The organism is Ideonella sp. (assembly GCF_036277275.1).
Taxonomy (GTDB): domain Bacteria; phylum Pseudomonadota; class Gammaproteobacteria; order Burkholderiales; family Burkholderiaceae_C; genus Ideonella.
Genome location: NZ_DASUNH010000139.1, coordinates 34,044 through 51,928, shown reverse-complemented (window position 1 = coordinate 51,928; position 17,885 = coordinate 34,044). Strand labels below are relative to the sequence as shown.

At 68.7% G+C, this 17,885-nt stretch carries 16 protein-coding genes; 10 read left to right on the top strand and 6 right to left on the bottom strand.

Annotated features, from left to right (window positions below):
- On the bottom strand, positions 1 to 339 hold a 339-nt coding region (locus VFY73_RS24440), incomplete at its 3' end, for an NAD(P)H-binding protein (protein ID WP_329723754.1).
- Positions 340 to 455: 116 nt separating this feature from the next.
- Between VFY73_RS24440 and VFY73_RS24435 the strand changes: the two genes are divergently transcribed.
- Positions 456 to 1,382 (top strand): LysR family transcriptional regulator, encoded by a 927-nt coding sequence (locus VFY73_RS24435; RefSeq protein ID WP_414654520.1) that lies wholly within the window; start codon positions 456 to 458, stop codon positions 1,380 to 1,382.
- 99 nt (positions 1,383 to 1,481) lie between these two features.
- Positions 1,482 to 3,365 carry a DUF3857 and transglutaminase domain-containing protein gene (locus VFY73_RS24430; RefSeq protein ID WP_329723752.1) on the top strand — a complete coding sequence of 628 codons (1,884 nt, stop codon included), beginning with the start codon at positions 1,482 to 1,484 and terminating at the stop codon, positions 3,363 to 3,365.
- A gap of 42 nt (positions 3,366 to 3,407) precedes the next feature.
- On the opposite strand, the gene VFY73_RS24425 is transcribed toward VFY73_RS24430, so the two are convergent.
- Both VFY73_RS24425 and VFY73_RS24420 read right to left on the bottom strand, forming a co-directional pair.
- Positions 3,408 to 4,703 carry an FAD-binding oxidoreductase gene (locus tag VFY73_RS24425; RefSeq protein WP_329723750.1) on the bottom strand — a complete coding sequence of 432 codons (1,296 nt, stop codon included), beginning with the start codon at positions 4,701 to 4,703 and terminating at the stop codon, positions 3,408 to 3,410.
- Between the two features lie 131 nt (positions 4,704 to 4,834).
- On the bottom strand, positions 4,835 to 6,241 hold the full coding sequence (locus VFY73_RS24420) for a glutamine synthetase family protein (protein WP_329723748.1): 1,407 nt from the start codon (positions 6,239 to 6,241) through the stop codon (positions 4,835 to 4,837).
- Positions 6,242 to 6,358: 117 nt separating this feature from the next.
- Here VFY73_RS24420 and VFY73_RS24415 point away from each other — a divergent pair, with 117 nt between their 5' ends.
- Both VFY73_RS24415 and VFY73_RS24410 read left to right on the top strand, forming a co-directional pair.
- On the top strand, positions 6,359 to 7,891 hold the full coding sequence (locus tag VFY73_RS24415) for a PLP-dependent aminotransferase family protein (RefSeq protein ID WP_329723746.1): 1,533 nt from the start codon (positions 6,359 to 6,361) through the stop codon (positions 7,889 to 7,891).
- A 119-nt stretch (positions 7,892 to 8,010) separates the two neighbouring features.
- Positions 8,011 to 9,084, top strand: a complete 1,074-nt coding sequence (locus tag VFY73_RS24410) for a glycoside hydrolase family 5 protein (protein ID WP_329723744.1) — start codon at positions 8,011 to 8,013, stop codon at positions 9,082 to 9,084.
- 65 nt (positions 9,085 to 9,149) lie between these two features.
- On the opposite strand, the gene VFY73_RS24405 is transcribed toward VFY73_RS24410, so the two are convergent.
- Positions 9,150 to 9,767, bottom strand: a complete 618-nt coding sequence (locus VFY73_RS24405) for a hypothetical protein (RefSeq protein ID WP_329723742.1) — start codon at positions 9,765 to 9,767, stop codon at positions 9,150 to 9,152.
- A 225-nt stretch (positions 9,768 to 9,992) separates the two neighbouring features.
- Here VFY73_RS24405 and VFY73_RS24400 point away from each other — a divergent pair, with 225 nt between their 5' ends.
- The 5 genes from VFY73_RS24400 (at position 9,993) to VFY73_RS24380 (ending at position 15,621) form a co-directional block, all read left to right on the top strand.
- Complete coding sequence (locus tag VFY73_RS24400; protein WP_329723740.1) at positions 9,993 to 11,210, top strand: PQQ-dependent sugar dehydrogenase; 1,218 nt, start codon at positions 9,993 to 9,995, stop codon at positions 11,208 to 11,210.
- A gap of 174 nt (positions 11,211 to 11,384) precedes the next feature.
- Positions 11,385 to 13,394, top strand: coding sequence for a hypothetical protein (locus tag VFY73_RS24395; RefSeq protein ID WP_329723738.1), 2,010 nt, complete (start codon positions 11,385 to 11,387; stop codon positions 13,392 to 13,394).
- A gap of 100 nt (positions 13,395 to 13,494) precedes the next feature.
- On the top strand, positions 13,495 to 14,406 hold the full coding sequence (locus tag VFY73_RS24390) for a PHP domain-containing protein (RefSeq protein ID WP_329723736.1): 912 nt from the start codon (positions 13,495 to 13,497) through the stop codon (positions 14,404 to 14,406).
- Between the two features lie 47 nt (positions 14,407 to 14,453).
- Entirely contained in the window at positions 14,454 to 15,350 is an 897-nt protein-coding gene (locus VFY73_RS24385) for a DMT family transporter (RefSeq protein WP_329723735.1), read from the top strand.
- A gap of 28 nt (positions 15,351 to 15,378) precedes the next feature.
- Positions 15,379 to 15,621 (top strand): hypothetical protein, encoded by a 243-nt coding sequence (locus VFY73_RS24380; protein WP_329723733.1) that lies wholly within the window; start codon positions 15,379 to 15,381, stop codon positions 15,619 to 15,621.
- Between the two features lie 4 nt (positions 15,622 to 15,625).
- Here VFY73_RS24380 and VFY73_RS24375 read toward each other — a convergent pair whose 3' ends face one another.
- Together VFY73_RS24375 and VFY73_RS24370 are read right to left on the bottom strand one after the other, a co-directional pair.
- Positions 15,626 to 16,300 (bottom strand): alpha/beta hydrolase, encoded by a 675-nt coding sequence (locus tag VFY73_RS24375; RefSeq protein ID WP_329723731.1) that lies wholly within the window; start codon positions 16,298 to 16,300, stop codon positions 15,626 to 15,628.
- 81 nt (positions 16,301 to 16,381) lie between these two features.
- Positions 16,382 to 16,804 carry a hypothetical protein gene (locus tag VFY73_RS24370; protein ID WP_329723729.1) on the bottom strand — a complete coding sequence of 141 codons (423 nt, stop codon included), beginning with the start codon at positions 16,802 to 16,804 and terminating at the stop codon, positions 16,382 to 16,384.
- Between the two features lie 419 nt (positions 16,805 to 17,223).
- Here VFY73_RS24370 and VFY73_RS24365 point away from each other — a divergent pair, with 419 nt between their 5' ends.
- Entirely contained in the window at positions 17,224 to 17,862 is a 639-nt protein-coding gene (locus tag VFY73_RS24365; protein WP_329723727.1) for an L-threonylcarbamoyladenylate synthase, read from the top strand.
- Positions 17,863 to 17,885 lie beyond the last annotated feature (23 nt).

Sequence of the window (17,885 nt, the reverse complement as noted above, 5' to 3'; positions counted from 1 at the left end):
CAGGATACGCTTGACGCCCGCGGCGATCGCCCCGTCGATCGTCTTTTGCATCAGCTGCGGGTGCAGCTCGAAGCGCCAGTAGTCGACGCCCACCATGTAGACCAGCGTGTCGATGCCGTCGGCCGCGGCCTGCACCGAGGCGGGCGAATCGGGGTTCCAGGTCTTCACTTCGGCCAGCGGGTCACCGCCGAACTGGCGCAGCAGGCTGCCTTCGCTGCGGCCGACGACGCGGTAGGCGCGGCCTTGGACCCGCAGCGCGGTGGCGATGCTTTGGCCGATGACGCCGGCGGCGCCGAACAGGGCAATCTTCGGGGCGGTCTTGGCGGGGGCGGTGGACATCGGAGTTTCCTTTCAGCGGGGGTTTTGGTCTGCGATGGAAAGCAGTGTGCGAATCCCCATGGCAAAAGAAAATTGACGATACTCGGCTAGCAGCTATTCATGATTGAATAGCCTCCATGGAACCGGATTGGCAGTGGTACCGCTCGTTCCTGGCCGTGCTGGACCAAGGTTCCCTGTCGGCTGCGGCACGGGTGCTGGGGCTGACCCAGCCGACGCTGGGCCGTCACATTGACGCGCTGGAGACCGCACTGCAATTGAAGCTGTTCACCCGCTCGTTCGACGGCTTCGCGCCGACCGATGCGGCGCAGGCGCTGAAGCCCTATGCGATCGGGTTGGCCGACACCGCCGCGGCCCTGCTGCGCACCGCCAGCGGCCAACGCGAAGGCGTGCGTGGCACCGTGCGCATCACCGCGAGCGAGGTGGTCAGCGTCGAGGTGCTGCCGCCAATCCTCGCCGCGCTGCGGCTAGAGCATCCCGAGCTGGTGATCGAGCTGATGCTGTCGAACCAGATGGACGACCTGCTGCGGCGCGAGGCCGACATCGCGGTGCGGATGGTCCGGCCGACGCAAGGCGCGCTGATCGCCCGCCGCGTCGGCGTGATCGAGCTGGGCTTGCACGCCCGGCCGGACTACCTCGCACGCTGCGGCACGCCGAAGCACGTCGACGAACTGGCCCGCCACAGCCTGATCGGTTTCGACAAGGAGACCGCGCGCCTGCGGCGCATGCAGTCGACGATCGGCGGCTTCGACCGCTCGATCTTCGCGCTGCGAGCCGACAGCGACCTGGCGCAGCTCGCGATGATCCGCGCCGGCTTCGGCCTCGGCGTCTGCCAGGTCGGCCTCGCCCGGCGCGATGGCCTGGTGCGCGTGCTGCCGAAACCGTTCGCTTTCCCGCTCGACACCTGGATCGCGATGCACGCCGACCTGCGCGACAGCCCGCGCTGCGCCGTGGCCTTTGCAGCGCTGGTAGACGGTCTGCGGGCCTACATCGGCAGCGAGCCCAGTGCATCGACGTCGAGGACATCAACGCGATTGAAGCGCTGACGAGGGGTCTTCGCAGCGCCGTCACTCCAGTACGATGGTTGCCTCATTCCAGGGCCAGGCGTGGTGCCTTGCCAGATACCCACAGAGGGAAGGGATCCCATGAAGAACGGATGGAAACGGCTTGCCTTGCCGCTGATCCTGGCTGCCACGGTGAACAGCACCGCAGCCAAGACCGGCGAGCCGGAACCGATTCAGGACTTGCCGATTCGATTTGGCCACTACCACGTCGACTACGTGATCAACGACGATGTGACATCGAGTGAAACACGGTCGTGGTCCACCACCGTCCTCAAGACACAAGCGATTGATTGGGTGAAGCGCGCCAACGTCAGTTACAGCACCAGCGTGCAGAAGGCGGAGGTGCTCGAGGCTTACACCCGCAAGGCCGATGGGCGACGAATCGACGTCCCCAAAGAGAACTATCAAATCAACATCAACAAGGGACGCGAACCGGGAGGCCCGGCGTTTTCCGACTTCTCGTCGTTGTCGGTGGTTTTCCCGGACGTGGCGGTTGGCGACACCGTCGTGTTTTCCTACCGCGTCTCGCAAAGCGAGCCGATCTTTCCGGGCCAATTCGATGCAGGACAGACCTTCTCGCGACAAGGCGCTTACGACGACGTGAGGGTCAGCATCGATTACCCGGCGGCCCTGAAGGCCCGCTTCGAAACCCGCGACATGCAGCAAAGCGAGCCGCCTGCAGCCACGGGCCGGCGAACCGTTCAGTGGCGCTGGTCCAATCCGAAGCCTGTTCGCAACGACCGAGCGAATTACTCCGTCTACGACCCGGACAAAGAGGTCGGCTTCGATTTCTCAACGTTCAAGGACTACGTCGCCATTGCCGACGCATACGGACTTCGCGCCACGCCGAAAGCGGCCGTTACCGAACGCGTGAAGCAACTGGCCGCAGAGATCGTCGGCAACCACCAGGAGCCCGCCGCGCAAGCCCGTTCGCTCTACGAATGGGTGGCGACCAAGATCACATACGGCGGCAACTGTGTCGGCGTAGGGACTGTCGTGCCGCGCGACCTCGACTTCGTCATCGACAACCGCATGGGCGACTGCAAGGACCACGCCACCCTGCTGCAGGCCCTGCTCGCGGCCCGCGGCATCGAAAGCCAGCAAGCCCTCGTCAATGCAGGTTCCGTCTACACGCTTCCACGGGTGCCTCGGGTCAGCAGCGTCAACCACGTCATCAACTACATCCCGTCGTTGAAGCTGTACGTTGACTCCACGTCCAACATCACTCCTTTCGGCAGCTTGCCGCCTCAGTTGCGCGGCAAGCCTGTGCTGCTGGTCGGAAGTGACACCACGCCGCGCCAGTTGCCCGTGCCATCCGGGGCGAGCGAACAACGAACGGTGAGCAAGCTGAAGATCGGCGCGGATGGCTCCATGTCCGGCACCGTGGAAGCGCACTTCAAGGGCGACACCGCCGTCAGCATGCGTGAATGGGCTCGCAACCAGACGACAGAGTCGCGCGAAGACATGGTCAAGAACATGCTTCGGTCGATGGGCATGAGCGGCAAGGGCCGTGTCGAAATGGACGACGCCACCGAACTGTCCGACCAATACCGCGTGAAGCTCGTCATCGACCAAGCCGACAAGTTCATACGTTTCCCCGGCAGTGGTGCGTTCTACGTCTCACCGCTGCTCGGCGGATTGGTCATCGCCAGCATCGTTGCGCCCGACACAGGCGAGCCGGTAGAACACGCCGGCACCTGCACCAGCGGCAAGGCCGTCGAGGAGTACACGATAGAGCTGCCCAAGAAGATGAAGGTCGTGTCACTGCCGGACAAGGCCTCTCTCTCCAACAGCGTGCAGCGATACGACGCCAGCTACTCGCTGAAGGGCAACGTCCTGCAAGTGCGCCGGACGTTCGAGGACAAAACCTCGGTCGCCGTATGCAGCCCTGAGATCCTGAAGGACTACCAGCGCTTGGGCGGCCAGGTCTATGAAAACTTGAAGGCCCAGGTGCTCTACAAGTAACTCGCAGCGCCGGGACCATGCCCCGGCGCCCAAGCCTGCGGCTCAGACGAAGTCGCGCACCCGGTACCAGCCCATGCCCACCGCCTGCATCAGCCCACCCAGGCGCTCGCCGCCAGGGAACGGCGGGTTGACGATGCCGGAGAACCAGTCCAGCCGCTCGGTGTTGCCTTGCATCGCTTCGGTCACCAGCGTGGCCGCGACGCGGGTTGGCACCAGGCCGTGGCCGCAGAAGCCTTGGGCCCAGAAAACGCGGTCGTTGCGGCGGCCCCAGTCGGGCATGCGGCGCATCGTGATGTCGATGTGGCCGCCCCAGGCGTAGTCCATCTTCGCGTCCTTCAGCTGCGGGAAGGCGCGCTTGATGTTGGTCTTCATCGCCTCGGGCAGGTTGGTCGGCGTGCCACCCAGGTAGGTGCACTTGCCACCGAACAGCAGCCGGTGGTCGGCCGTCGTGCGGAAGTACTCGAGGATGAACTGGTTGTCGTAGACCGCGTGGTTCTTCGGAATCATGCTGCGGCAGACCGACTCGCCGAGCACCTCGGTCACGCCGATGAAGGTGCCGACCGGCAGCATGCGCGACGACAGCTTGCGCTCGACCTGGTCGACATACGCGTTGGCGCCCAGCACGATCTGGTCGCACTTGATCTTCAGGCCGCCGGCCACGTTCACGGTGATGCCGTTCGGGCCTTCTTCATAGCCTTCGACCTTGGTCTGTTCGTAGATGCGCGCGCCGGCCGACTCGACCGCACGGGCCAGGCCCAGCACGTACTTCAGCGGGTGGATGTGCGCGCCTTCGGGGTCGATGATGCCGGCCTGGTAACGGTCGGAGTTCAGGTACTTCGGCAGATTGGCCTTGTCGACGAACTGCAGCTTGTCGTAGAACCACTCGTGCTGGCACTCCTCGATCCAGCCGGTCAGGTCGCCGATGCGACGCGGCAGCACGGCAACTTCGAGGTGGCCCTCGACCAGGTCGCAGTCGATCTGCTCTTCGCGCATCAGCGTGCGGATGCGGCGCACCGCGCGGCGCGATTCGTCGAACATTTCCTTCGCGCGCTCATAGCCCATCACGCCCTTCAAGCGCTGCATGCCGCACGGGAAGCCGATGATCATCTGGCCACCATTGCGGCCCGAGGCGCCCCAACCAACGCGGCTGGCATCCAGCACCACCACCTTCTTGCCGGCGCGGGCCAGCTCGAGCGCACAGTACAGGCCGAAGAAGCCGGCACCGACGACGCAGACGTCGACGCTCAGGTGTTCGTCGAGCGCCGGTCGCTTGACCTGCCATTCACGCGAGGTGGCGGCGTAGTAGGTGTCGGTGTGTTGGGGGCTGCTGCGGAACATGATGAACTTTCTGCCCCTCGTCCGACGAGTACGTCAGCCGATCCCCCGAGGGGATGCGGGCCGGCTCGGGAGCGGCCCAGCGCTCGGCCCGCGAGGTGCGGTGAAGAAGAGTAGTGGTTGAGGAAAGGGAATCAGGCGAGTTCGACCAGGTGGGTCAGGTCCCACTGGTGGCGCGGGTCGGCGAGCTTCGCGCGCTCGGCATGCTCGTGGCGCTTGATCGCGACGAAGGCATCGACCAGCGGGGCGCCGAACAACTCGCGCAGCATCGGGCTGGCGGTCAGCGCGTCCAGCGCGGCGGGCAGCGTGCGCGGCAGCGCGTGCGCGTCGTCGGCGCCCGGGTGCGGGGCTTGCGCAGCGGCCAGGCCGGCGAGGCCCAGGCCCAGCGTCGCGGCGACAGTCAGGTAGGGGTTCGCATCGCCGCCGGGCAGGCGGTTCTCGACCCGGCGGGCCTGCGGGCCCGAGCTGGGGATGCGGAACGCGAACGAGCGGTCTTCCGGGCCCCAGCTCGAATGCGACGGCGACGCGTCGCTCAGCGCGATGCGGTCGTAGGCCATGTCGTACGGTGCGAAGAACGCCATCGCCGCCGGCGTGTGGGTCTGCAGGCCGGCAACGAAGTGGCCCAGTTCGTCGCTCGAATCGCCTGTCGCATGGGCGAACAGGTGCGGCCACTCGCCGGCAGCGGCGCGGCGCTGGACGCTGAAATGCCAGTGCATGCCGGTGCCCGGCTGATCGAGGAAGGGCTTGGCGGCGAAGCTGGCCAGGAAGCCATGGCGGGCGGCGATCTCGCGCGCCACGCGCTTGAAGCGGAACACCGCATCGGCCTGGGCCAGTGGCGCACCGGGACGGAAGTTGACCTCGTACTGCGACAGCGCCGATTCATGCGCGTGGCCCGACAGCGGGATCGCCATCGCCTCACACGCCGCGTACAGCTCGTCGAAATAGGCCTCGAAGTGGCCGGCACGCTCGAGCGAGAAGGCCTCGCACGCGCCCTCGCGGGCCAGCGCCCCCTTGTGGGCGCGGGCGCTGCCCAGGTGCACGCGACCATCGGCTTCTTCGCGGTGCAGCAGGAAGAGTTCCAGCTCGGGTGCGACCAGGGCTTGCAGGCCTTGCGCTTCAAAGCCGGCGATCACACGGCGCAGCGCGGCGCGCGGCGACAGCTCGCTGGCATCGATCTCGCGGCCGTGGTGGGCGGACCACCAGCGGCCGGTCGGCTCGCACAGCACCGTGGCTTCGCCCGGGCGGCCGGGCCGTGGCGCCAGTGTGGCCAAGTCGGGCACCAGGTGCATGTCGATGTAGCTTGTCGGCAGCATCGGGCCGAAGACCTCGTCCGGCTCACCGGCCGTCAGCGTCAGGCCGAGGATCACCGACGGCAGCTTGCAGCCGCCCAGCGACAGGAAATCCTCGCGGTTCACCCGCTTGCCGCGCGCCAGCGAGGTGAAATCACCCAGCGCGCATTCCACCGCTTTGACGCCCAGGCGGGACAACGCGGCAGAAGCCTGCGCACGGTCGATGGGGGGCAGGGGCGTGATCGGGCTCATGGGTAAAGGCATAGCGGTCGAGCCCGGATGATAGGATTGAAATGGCCCATTAGATTGGGCCAATCTTCGCTTCCTTGATTGGTCCACTTTGGGGCGACGCATGGGCGGATGTGAACAATGACGCAGGCTTCGCTGACCGATACCTTGTCCGATTGGCTGACCGCCCGGGGCGACACCGAGCCCGGCCAGCCGCTCGGTGCGCGTCTGGCGCAGGGCTTGCGTGATGCTGTTCTACAGGGGGTGATCGCTGCTGGTCAACGCCTGCCGGCCACCCGGGCATTGGCGCAGCGCCTGGGCGTGGCGCGCAACACGCTGGTGGCGGTCTACGCGCAGCTCGCGGCCGAGGGCTTCGTCGTCGCCGGCCGGGGCTCGGGCACCTACGCCTGTCGTGTGGCACCAGAGCGCGTCAGCGCCGGTTCAACCCGCGCACAGGTCGACGCGGCACCGCTGCCCGCCCCCACGCTGTCGGCCCGCGGCCAGCGCTACCAGGAGCACCCGCTGCATCGCTTCTGGAGCCGGCAGCCGTTCTGCCCAGGCTTGTTCGACGCCCACTTGTTCCCGCATGCGCTGTGGAATCGCCTGCTCGCCCAGCCCTTGCGCCACGCCGACGCGGCCTTGCTTGACGCCGGTGAGCCCGGTGGCGCGCCGCCTTTGCGACAGGCGATCGCGCAGCATGTGCGCGCGACCCGCGGCGTGCACTGCGAGCCCGAGCAGGTCATCATCACCGACAGCACCGCCCAGTCGCTGGACCTGATCGCCCGGCTGCTGTGCGACCCCGGCGACCGGGTGTGGATCGAGAACCCCTGTTACTGGGGCGCGAGCCAGACGCTGGCCGACCTGGGGCTGACGCTGCAACCGATCGACGTCGACGATGACGGGCTGCCGGTGCCCCCTGCGCCCACCCGCGGCGCGCCCCGCCCTCGCCTGGCCTACCTGACGCCGTCTCACCAGTTCCCGACCGGCGCGGTGATGCCGCTGGCGCGCCGGCTCGACTGGCTGGCCCACGCCCGCCAGCACGGCACGCTGCTGATCGAGGACGACTACGACAGCGAGTACCGCTACACCGGCATGCCCTTCCCTTCACTGCAAGGGCTGGAGGGCGATGTCGGCGCAGGCAGCCGGGTGCTCTACCTCGGCAGTTTCAGCAAGACCATGTACCCCGGCATCCGCGTCGGCTTCATGGTCGTGCCCATCGCCCTGGCCGGTGTGTTCGGCAACGCTTCGGCCGACTTCTACCGCGACGGCGACCAGCTGGTGCAGCATGGCCTGGCACGCTTCATCGCCGAGGGCCACTACGCCGCGCATGTGCGGGCGCTGAGGCGCGAGTACGGCGCGCGGCGCGAAGCGCTGGTGCAGGCGCTGTGGCTGCACCTGCCTGATCTGCTGGAGACACCCGAGCGCCTGCGCCTGCTGGGCGGCGCGCGTGGCGTGCACCTGACGATCGGGCTGCCCGACCAGGTCGACGACCAGGCCCTCGCGCTGCGTTGCCGGGCCCTCGGCGTCACGGCGATCCCGTTGTCGGTCTACTGCGTCGGCACCGCGCGACGCGGCCTGGTACTGTCATATGCCGGCAGCCCGGCCGATCAAATCGCCGGCCTGGTCGCCCGCCTCGCGCCGGCGCTGCGCCGTGCACTGGCGTCGAAGCTCTAACGGCTTGTTTCCATCCATCGCGAGCAGCAGCAACACGCGGCGCGCACACTGGAGCTTCAAGGCCACTGCCAGGCAAGCCGATTGCCACGAGACCCACCATCGAAGTCAAGGAGGACTCCATGCTTGTTCGATCCATGACCTTGGCGCTTGGTCTGTCGCTGTCAATGGCGTTTCCGGTTGCAGCGCTCGCTGCGCCGCACCTGTCGGTGCAGGGCCAGGAGATCGTCGATCCCAGCGGACACCCCATCTTGCTGCGCGGCTGGAACTGGGGCCACTGGGGCAAGGCCCAGCCGTCGGACGCTGCCGACAATGCGGCGCAGGGGGCGAACGTCGTCCGCATCCCGTTGCGCTGGTGGGGCTGGTACGAAGGCCGGGGCGTCGACAGTCGAGACGACAACGCCAGCACCTCCGCAGGCATCGATCCCGCCCACCTGAAGCACCTGGACGAAATGATTCGCTGGGCTTCGGCGGCCAAGCTGTGGATCGTGTTGTTCATCGATTCGGACTGCGGCCAGAACGGCACCCAGGACGCGCAGGAGCGCAAGTACTGCGACCCGCGCGGCGAATACCCCAAGGGCCACAACTTCTGGACCGACAAGGCCGCGCGGCAGAAGTTCATCGCCGTCTGGCGATTCATTGCCGACCGTTACCGTGACACAGCCTACATCGGGATGTTCGAGCCCTTGCCCGAGCCGAACCCGCCGGGCGTCCCGGACGACCAGATCAAGGCCTTCTACGCCGAAGTGATGAACGCCATCCGCGAGGCAGCGCCGGGCGTGCCGCTGCTGATCGGCGGCCGCGCCTACCGGGCCCCGGCGATCCGTCAGGTCTACGACCCCCAATGGAAGGATGTGGTCTATACCGGCAATCTTTTCCTGCACGCGAAGCGCGGTGCGAACGAAGCCAGCCTGGACGAGCTGCGCAGCCGCGCGAAGAAGGTGCTGGACCTGCGCGCCACCCACAAGGTGCCGGTCTTCGTGCAACAGGTGGGCGTGCGCTCAGGCGAAGACCCGAGCCGCTGGGCGGTCAAGGCGGTCTTGTCGCACCTGGTGGCCAACCGCCTCGGCTTCGCGTACTGGGAGTACCGCGCCGCAGGCAACCCCAACGAGTACGGCGTGATCTATCAGCGCGGCAACGAATGGGTCCCGAAGCGCGACTGGATCGACACGATCACGCCGTTCTTCAAGCAGTAGCCCGCGCCGCGAGCAATGACGATCGACCCCGCGCCGCGAAACCGGCGGGCGGGGTCTCATCCACGTCAAGGCGTCGGCCGCATCGGCGGCGGCGGGTAACCCGCCGGCGGCACCTGCTCGACCGGGGGCGCCGAGGGAACCGGGGGCGCGGGCTGTGGCGCCGGCGTCGGCGCCGGCACGGGTGCCACAGGCTGCGGCGCTGGCATCGGCTGCGCAGGGGGCGTGATCACGCCCGAGGCCGCCGTGCCCGCCGCTGTGGGCGGCAACGCGGCCGGATCGACGACGATTTCGCGGGTAACCAGCTCGCGCAGGATGCCTCCGCTGGCCACGCTGCCGCTCACCGTCCCCGCCCCGCGCATGCGGGCCAGGCAGTCTTGCTTCTCGACGGCCGGCAGCGGGTCGCAACGGCGCATCGCGTTTTGCACCAGCAGGGCCGGCGCTTCTTCAGGCTTGTCGGGCTGCGTCTGGGCGAAAGCGGTGCTGGCCTCGCTGAGGCAGTTCGCGCGCGCCGTCGAATGCACCGGCAAGGTGCGACAACGGGCCGTGTCACGGGCGTACTTGGCGCGGGCAGCCTGGCTGGCGGTGGGCGCCGACGAGGTGGCCGCCTGGGCCGGCACGCCGGTCAACAGCAAGGTCACCACGGCCGGCACCAGGGCGAGTTGGGAAACGGACAGCTTGCTCATGGGTCCCTCCTGGGAGCTAGGGGTTCTCGCATGCTCGCGAACACCCACGGCGCGCGCCATCGGATCGCACGCGCAATCGGTGTAGGACGACGGAGCAGACGACGGACCGTGCGCCGCGGGCGGCACGTCGATTGCTGTCGTCCATGGCGGCTGCGCTCCACCGGCCACCCTGCCAACACCCCGTGGTTGGCAAGCCCGCCTGCCGGTGCCAACATCCGACCCACCATGTCGACGCCGCCCCCCGCCCCGCCCCCACCCGAAGACCCACCGCGCCGCGAGTGGCTCGGCCGCGCCGCGCGCTGGGCCACGCTGGCCGCCGCGTGGACGACGATGGGGGTCGGCTGTGGCGGCGGCGGCAGCGAGGCGGCGCCGTCACCTCCGCCGCCGCCCGGCGCCCCCCGGCTGACGACGCTGAACAGCAGCCTGTCCGGCCCGTGGAGCCTGGCCTTCCTGCCGGACGGCCGCATGCTGGTGACTGAAAAATCGGGCCGCTTGCGGCGCGTGTCCGCCGATGGCCGCACGATCGAAGCCGAGATCAGCGGCGTGCCGACGGTCGTCGCCGATGGCCAGGGCGGCCTGCTCGACGTGGTGCTCGGCCCCGATTTCGCGGCGACGCCGTGGGTCTATCTGACGTATTCCGAGCGGGGCAGCGGCCCCGACCTCGGCCGTTCGGGCACCGCGGTCGCGCGGGGCCGGCTGGTCGGCAACACGTTGCAGGGCGTGGAGGTCATCTACCGCCAGGTGCCCAAGACCACCGGCAGCGGCCACTTCGGCTCGCGCATGGTCTTTGCCGCCGATGGCACGCTCTTCGTTGCCCTCGGCGAGCGTCAACTGGGCAACCCGGCGCAAGACCTGGTCACCTCGCTGGGCAAGATCGTGCGCATCCGGCCCGATGGCAGCATTCCGCCCGACAACCCGGCGCTGGGCGTGGGCGCCCGGCCCGAGATCTGGAGCTACGGCCACCGCAACCCGCAGGCGCTGGCCCTGCACCCGACGACCGGCGAGCTGTGGAGCACCGAGCACGGGCCGCAAGGCGGTGACGAGTTGAACCGTGTGCAGCGCGGCGGCAACCACGGCTGGCCACTGGTCAGCTACGGCTGCCCATACGGCTCACCCGTGGGCAACGGCTGCCGCATCGGCGGCGGCACCCATGCGCCGAACTACGTCGAGCCGGTGTCGTACTGGGTACCGGTCTCGACCGCGCCGAGCTCGCTGCTGTTCTACACCGGGGCAGGCTTTCCGGAATGGCAGGGCAGCGCCTTCATCGGTGCGCTGGCCGGCGAGACGCTGTGGCGAGTGGTGCTCAATGGCAACAGCGAGGTCTCGCGCGAAGAGCCGCTTTCCGGCATGCTCGACACCCGCGTGCGTTGCGTGCGCCAGGGGCCGGACGGCTGGATCTACCTGCTGACCGACAGCGGCCAGCTGCTGCGCATCGAACGCTGAACACGGCTGGGGCCGATTCAGCGCCATCGGTGGCGCATGCATTGTCCGCATGTCACAAGACGTTTCACATCGCGCGATCACGGCGCTTGACATCGCGCACGACGTCACGCCCCGCTGCCCGCACAGGGCGGACAATCGGCCCCAGATGTTCTGCAGTCAAAAACGCTTCCACGAATGATGGATGACGCATGGTTTCGCCGCCAGGTGGGTCGGCATACCAATTCTTGGCGCGACCGGCCGCGCGAATTTGCCCGGCGTACCGGGCGTGATGCCGCCATCGCGCTGGGCGCCGTCGCCGCGCTGGGCGTCGTGTTGGCCATCGGCTTGCTGGTGTCGCTGTTCGGCTGGCTGCGCGGTTCCTGGGGCTCGCTCTGGCTGATCTTCGGCCTGTCGTTGCTGGCGGCGGCCTGGCCCCTGATGCGCGCGCTTCGCCTGCGGGCGGCCGAACCCGACGGCGTCGTGGTCGGCCCCCAGCAGGCCAAGGAAGTGCACGCGCTGGTCGAGAAGACGCGCTCGGCGCTGGACGCCGCACCGATCGACGAGTTGCGTTTCGACGCCTCGCTCGAGGTCAAGCTGGTGATGCAGCCGCGCCTGGGTGTGCTGGGTTGGCCGCGCCATGTGCTGGTGATCGGCCTGCCGTTGATGATGGCGCTCGGCACCGAGCCGCTGGCTGCGCTGGTGGCCCATGCACTGGTGCCGCTGCGCCGGCAATCGGACTGGCGCGAAGCGATGCGCGAGCCTGCTGCGTGGGTCGAGCGGCAGCGCCGCACCTGGGCTGCGCTGGCGGCCGTGTGGACGCCGTCGCGCCTGCTGCCGTGGTGGCAGGACGCGGTGCTGGCGCCGTTCATGAACCGCTTCCTGCCGCGTTTCAACGCTCGTGCCGTGGTGCTGGGCCGCGAAGAGGCTGCTACTGCCGACCGGCTGGTGCTGGCGCAATGCGGCGCACCGGCACTGGCCACCGCGCTGATGGGCCCCGCCGTGCAGCAGCGCTTCCTCGACGAGGTGTTCTGGCCGCAGCGCTGGGCCAGCGCCCGCGAGTCGCACCTGCCCAATGTGCTGCCGCTGCGCGAGCTGCGGGCGCTGATCGGCGCCAGCCTGCGCCACCCGCAGGCCACCGGTTGGCTGCACGATTCGCTGCAAGCCTTGCCACCCAAAGGTGACCTGCGCGCAGCCTTGCGGGACCGCCTGGCCTTGACCGGCGACGCGGCCCGTTTGTCCAAGCGTGCCAGCGAGGGCCGCAGCGCGGCCGACGCGTTGCTGGGCCGCCAGCTCGACGGCTGGATCGACCTGCTCGACGCCCACTGGCAACGCGCGGCCGCGGCCGAATGGGCCGACGTGCACCGCACCCACCGCGAGCGCGAAAAGCTGCTGACCGAGTTGGCCGAAAGCCACGCCTCGCGGCCGCTGGCGCTCGACGACCACCTGCTGTGGATCCGCACCGCGAGTCAGGTGCAGGGGCCGGCCAGCGCGGTGCCGATCGCCCGCGAAGCCGTCACCCGCCATCCGAAGAGCCCGGGCGCGCGCTACTTGCTGGCCTGCACGCTGCTCGATGCCCGCGGGTTGCTGCCGTCGCGCCACCTGCTGCCCGATCTGCCACCGGACGCCAACGAGGCGCTGGGTCTGCTGCGCGAACTGTCCGACGACGATGCGAAAGAGTCCAAGGGCGGCGGCGCCGTCGACAGCAACGACCTGAGCTGGGCGCTGCCCGCCGCGCGGCGGCTGGAGCGTGCACTGATCCAACGCGAAGGCATCGAGGCGCTGCGTGCGGTGCGCCTGCGCATCGCCGAGCTGGAGCGGGACACCGACAAGGCGATGGAGGTGCTGACCGATTTCTCCGGCCAGCAGATCCTGGGCCCGGCCAAGATGGGTGGCCGCACGCTGCGGCCCCTGCTGGAGCGGCTCAAGCGCGAACCGGCGATCGGCCGCGCCTGGCTGCTGGCCAAGACCGACACCCGTGCCCGCGGTTGGGTGCTGCACCTGCTGGTGATCGAGCGCTCCACCTCGCTCGACCAGCCGGGCCCGCGCCACGACTGGGCCGAGTTGTTGGCACTGCTCGACGCTCCGGTCTCATGCCACGTGATCGACCTGTCGCATCCCGACTGGACGGGCCCGCGCCGGATGGACTTGGTGCAGCAGTTCCAGTCAACCGCCGGCGGCCGCATCTATGCCTCACGCGGCGGCTAGAGCCGGCTTCGCTGTTGCTCGACCGCCGTTTCGACACCCGCTGCAGCGCCGCTAACCCCCTGGCCAGCGCGGGGCAGGCGTCATTTTTTACAATGGCGGCGTGCATTTGCTGAACGCCGACCTCCACTGCCACTCGACTGCATCGGACGGCAGCCTGAGCCCCGCCGCGCTGGCGCAGCGGGCCCACGAAGGCGGTGTGCAGCTGTGGTCATTGACCGACCATGACGAAATCGCGGGCCAGGGCGAGGCTCGCGCCGCCGCCGAGGCGCTCGGCATCGCCTATGTCAGCGGGGTCGAGATCTCGGTCAGTTTCGCCGGCGAAACGGTGCACATCCTCGGTTTCGGTTTCGACCCCGACGAGCCCGCGCTGGTCGCCGGCTTGGCGAACCTGCGTGCCGGCCGCATCACCCGCGCCCAGGAAATGGGCGAGAGCCTGGCCAAGGCCGGCATTCCAGGTGCCTACGAAGGCGCACTGGCGCTGGCGCCGAACCCCGAGCTGGTTTCGCGCACGCACTTCGCGCGTTTCCTGGTCGAGCATGGCCATTGCGGCAGCGTTCACGAGGTCTTCGGCCGCTTCCTGAAGGAAGGCAAGCCCGGTTTCGTACCGCACCGCTGGGCCGGCCTCGGCGAAGCGCTGCGCTGGGTCCACGGCGCCGGCGGCGTCACGGCCATCGCCCATCCAGCGCGCTACCGTTTCACGCCGACGGTCGAATTCGCACTGTTCAGCGAGTTCCAGGCCCATGGCGGCCGCGGTGTCGAAGTGACCTGCGGCAGCCACTTCCCGGACGAAGTGGCGCGCTACGCCGACATGGCGCTGGAGTTCGATCTGCTCGCCTCGCGCGGCAGCGATTTCCACGCCCCCGACGAGAGCCGCGTGCCGCTCGGCACCCTGCCTGACCTGCCCGGCAAGGTCGAACCGCTGTGGTCGGTCTGGGCCGACACGCTGTCGGGCCGGCACCCCCCGCGCGCCGGTCAGCCGGGCGCACTGGCCGCCGACACGGCCGTCTCGTGAAGAGAGCCGCGGCCGGTACGCTGCCGCGCCCACGCCCACTGCTCGGCGTGACCCTGATCGCCCTGGCGGCGAGCTGCTTCGCGACGATGGACAGCAGCAGCCGCTACCTCGGCGGCTTCATGCCGGTGCTGTTGTTCTTCTGGGCCCGCTACGGCTTCCAGGCCACCGTGATGGCGGTGTGGCTGGCTGTGCGCGGCGGCTGGCGCGCATTCGCCACCACCCACCCGCGTTTCCAGTTCATCCGGGGCGGGCTGCTGGCGGCCACCAGCGCGATGAGCTTTTACGGCGTGCAGCAGATGCCGGTGCCGGAGTTCACCGCAATCAACATGCTGACGCCCTTGCTCGTCATCGTACTGGCCGGTTGGTGGTTGCACGAAAAGGTCAGCCCGCTGCGCTGGGCGTTGGTGGCCGGCGGCTTCATCGGTGCGCTGATCGTCATCCGCCCCGGCTCGGGCGTGTTCGGCTGGGCGGTGCTGTTCCCGCTGGCCGGTGCGTTGTTCTATGCAAGCTTCCAGGTGCTGACGCGGCGGCTGTCGGGCAGCGAGAGCCCGTATGCGACGCATTTCTATACCGGCCTGACCGGCACGCTGATCCTGACACCGTTCCTGCTCGCCAGCCCGATCCCGGTGTGGGCCACGCTGCAGGTCGCGCCGGCCTGGCAGATCGGGTTGATGCTGACGATCGGTGCACTGGGCACCGTCGGCCACCTGTTCCTGATCCTCGCGCTGGGCCTGGCGCCGACGGCGACGCTGATGCCCTTCGTCTACCTGCAAATCGCCGTAGCCACGATCGCCGGCTGGCTGATCTTTCGCCAGGTGCCCGATGGCTGGGCCTTCGTCGGCATGGGCGTGATCGCGGCCTGTGGTGCAGCAGGTGCCTGGCTCAACATGCGCGCGGCCGGCAAGCCGGCAGACCCGGTGGTCGTCGACACCATCGCCGACTGACAGGCGAACAGCTGGGACAATCGCGCCGATGAGCGACCGTTACCGCCCCACTTCGCGCCGCCAGCGCCTGATCATCGTCGCCGTGACCGCGGCCACGGTCGTCGCCCTGTGGATGCTGCTGATTTACCGGCCGGGCTGGCACGTGCGCAAGTTCCCGGACAACGCGCAGCCCTGCGCCAAGGGCCAGACCACCGGCTGTGTCGGTGGCAAGGCCGATGTGATGCTGATCCCGGCAACACCGGCTTCCGCACCTGCCAGCGGCTCGAAGTAAGCGCTCAGGCCGGCTTCGGTGCCAGCACCTTCAGCAGCCAGCGGTTCAGGTCTGCAATCTCCTCGGCGCAGACCGAGTGCTCCATCGGGTAGTCGTGCCACTCGACCTCGTGGCCCAGCGCCCGCAGTGCGTCGCGTGAGGCCATCCCACCGGCGTGCGGCACGATCGGGTCGTGGCGGCCGTGGCCCATGAAGATCGGCGTGTGCTGGTTGGCGGCGCTGCGCTCGGCGGCGGTACTGGCCGCCAGCGGCAGGTAGCCCGACAGCCCGACCAGCCCAGCCAGACGCTGGGGGGCGCGCAGGCCCGCCAGCAGCGTCATGGCGCAGCCCTGCGAAAAACCCATCAGCACGATGCGCTCGGCGGCGATGCCACGCGCAACCTCGCGGTCGATCAGTGCCTGCACCTCGCTCAGCGAGGCGCGCAGGCCAGGTTCGTCTTCCTTGCGCGCCAGATCGGTGCCGAGGATGTCGTACCAAGCCCGCATGCGGCTGCCGCCATTGATCGTGACCGGGCGGATCGGCGCGTGCGGGAACACATAGCGGACGGCGCCGACGGGGCGCAAATCCATCTCTTGTGCGACGGGGACGAAGTCGTTGCCGTCGGCGCCCAGGCCGTGCAGCACGATGATGCAGGTTTGCGGCTGCGGGCCGGTCTGCCCTTCCAGAGTTTCGAGTGCCATGCAGTCAGCATAACGCCGCTTGGCCGCGGGCCCCTCGCGCGCCGGCCAGGCGCGCAAAGGGGCCCGGCACGGCTCACCGCGTCACGGCTTGGTCTTGGGCTTGGTGCTTGCCTGCGCGATCACGTAGCGCTCTTCGACGGCCTCGAGGCTGCCGGAGGCAAATGGCAGGATCAGACGGATTTCCTTGTTGACGGTGCCGTCGACCTCGAAGCGATGGCCCTCGAGGATGCGGGCGCGGTCACCTTGCCGGCTGATGACCTGGTAGTTGCCGCGCGGCAACAGCGCCGAGACCATCCACACCGTGGTGCCTGCGGTCGGGCCGGGGCCGAGGTTATACAGCGGGCTGGTGTGCTCTTGCCAGCCGGGCGCCAACGGCGGGTTGCTGGCGAACTGCTCAGCGTCGGCCGGTTGCAGCGCCGAACAGGCGCCGAGCGTGAGCATCAGGCCGGCAGCCATCAGGCTGGCAGAGCGACGCGCCATCTGGCGCAGCGTGGGACGGTTCATGGGGTGCTCCTCGATGGGGGTCGGGAAACTCATACAACGGCTGAAAGGGCCCGGCTGTTGACCCGAAGCGGTATCAAAACCCTCAGCAATCGGCCACCGTGAACCATGATCACCGGCCCGGTCGCGACCATCACTCCCGGGTATGCGAAGGCGACTGCTTCGGCCGCGTCGCGGGCGCCGGCATGCGCCTTGCCACCTGGGGTTGCCAACGCGGCGTGCGTGCACTGCACACATCTCGGCGCCGTCGGCGCCGATCGAGACGGCTGCCGCCGACCACGACGACGCGCTTTTGCTTGAAGTCGAGGACCATGTTCAGTACACCCGCCCTCACGATGCCCTGGCTCGAAGCGCTGCCGGCGCCGTGGCCGCGTCGGGGCTGCCTGCGGCCGTGGCGTCGTTGGCGCGGTGACAATCGCGCCATGTCTCAGCTTTTCGAGGTTCACCCGGACAATCCGCAGCCGCGGCTGCTGAAGCAGGCTGCCCAGATTCTGCACGCCGGCGGCGTGGCGGCGGTGCCCACGGACTCCAGCTATGCGCTGGTCTGCCACCTGGACGACAAAGGTGCCGCCGAGCGGCTGCGGCGCATTCGCCAGGTCGACGACAAGCACCACCTGACACTGCTGTGCCGTGACCTGTCGGAGTTGGCGACCTACGCCCGCGTCGACAACCGGCAGTACCGGCTGCTCAAACACGCCACGCCGGGGCCGTTCACGTTCATCCTGGAAGCGACCAAGGAAGTGCCGCGTCGGGTTTCACACCCTTCGCGCCGCACCATCGGCCTGCGTGTGCCGGAACACAAGGTGCTGCAACTGTTGCTGGCCGAGTTGGGCCAGCCGCTGCTCGCAACGACGCTGATCCCGCCCGGTGAGCACGAGGCGATGAACGACCCGCAGGAGATCCGCGAGCGCTTCCAGAAGCAGCTTCAGCTGGTGATCGACTCGGGTGCCTGTCCGATGCAGCCGACCACCGTGATCGACCTCAGCGACGATGCGCCGGTGCTGGTGCGCCAGGGTCGCGGCGACCCGACGATGCTCGGCTTGACGCCTGTTGCCGAATAGGTCGGCGCCGCGCGGCCCACGGC

Coding starts and splice junctions, on each gene's coding strand:
- VFY73_RS24365 (WP_329723727.1), top strand. CDS start 17,224: ATGTCTCAGCTTTTCGAGGTTCACCCGGACAATCCGCAGCCGCGGCTG.
- VFY73_RS24425 (WP_329723750.1), bottom strand. CDS start 4,703: ATGTTCCGCAGCAGCCCCCAACACACCGACACCTACTACGCCGCCACC.
- VFY73_RS24370 (WP_329723729.1), bottom strand. CDS start 16,804: ATGAACCGTCCCACGCTGCGCCAGATGGCGCGTCGCTCTGCCAGCCTG.
- VFY73_RS24405 (WP_329723742.1), bottom strand. CDS start 9,767: ATGAGCAAGCTGTCCGTTTCCCAACTCGCCCTGGTGCCGGCCGTGGTG.
- VFY73_RS24380 (WP_329723733.1), top strand. CDS start 15,379: ATGAGCGACCGTTACCGCCCCACTTCGCGCCGCCAGCGCCTGATCATC.
- VFY73_RS24400 (WP_329723740.1), top strand. CDS start 9,993: ATGTCGACGCCGCCCCCCGCCCCGCCCCCACCCGAAGACCCACCGCGC.
- VFY73_RS24420 (WP_329723748.1), bottom strand. CDS start 6,241: ATGAGCCCGATCACGCCCCTGCCCCCCATCGACCGTGCGCAGGCTTCT.
- VFY73_RS24435 (WP_414654520.1), top strand. CDS start 456: ATGGAACCGGATTGGCAGTGGTACCGCTCGTTCCTGGCCGTGCTGGAC.
- VFY73_RS24430 (WP_329723752.1), top strand. CDS start 1,482: ATGAAGAACGGATGGAAACGGCTTGCCTTGCCGCTGATCCTGGCTGCC.
- VFY73_RS24410 (WP_329723744.1), top strand. CDS start 8,011: ATGCTTGTTCGATCCATGACCTTGGCGCTTGGTCTGTCGCTGTCAATG.
- VFY73_RS24395 (WP_329723738.1), top strand. CDS start 11,385: ATGATGGATGACGCATGGTTTCGCCGCCAGGTGGGTCGGCATACCAAT.
- VFY73_RS24415 (WP_329723746.1), top strand. CDS start 6,359: ATGACGCAGGCTTCGCTGACCGATACCTTGTCCGATTGGCTGACCGCC.
- VFY73_RS24375 (WP_329723731.1), bottom strand. CDS start 16,300: ATGGCACTCGAAACTCTGGAAGGGCAGACCGGCCCGCAGCCGCAAACC.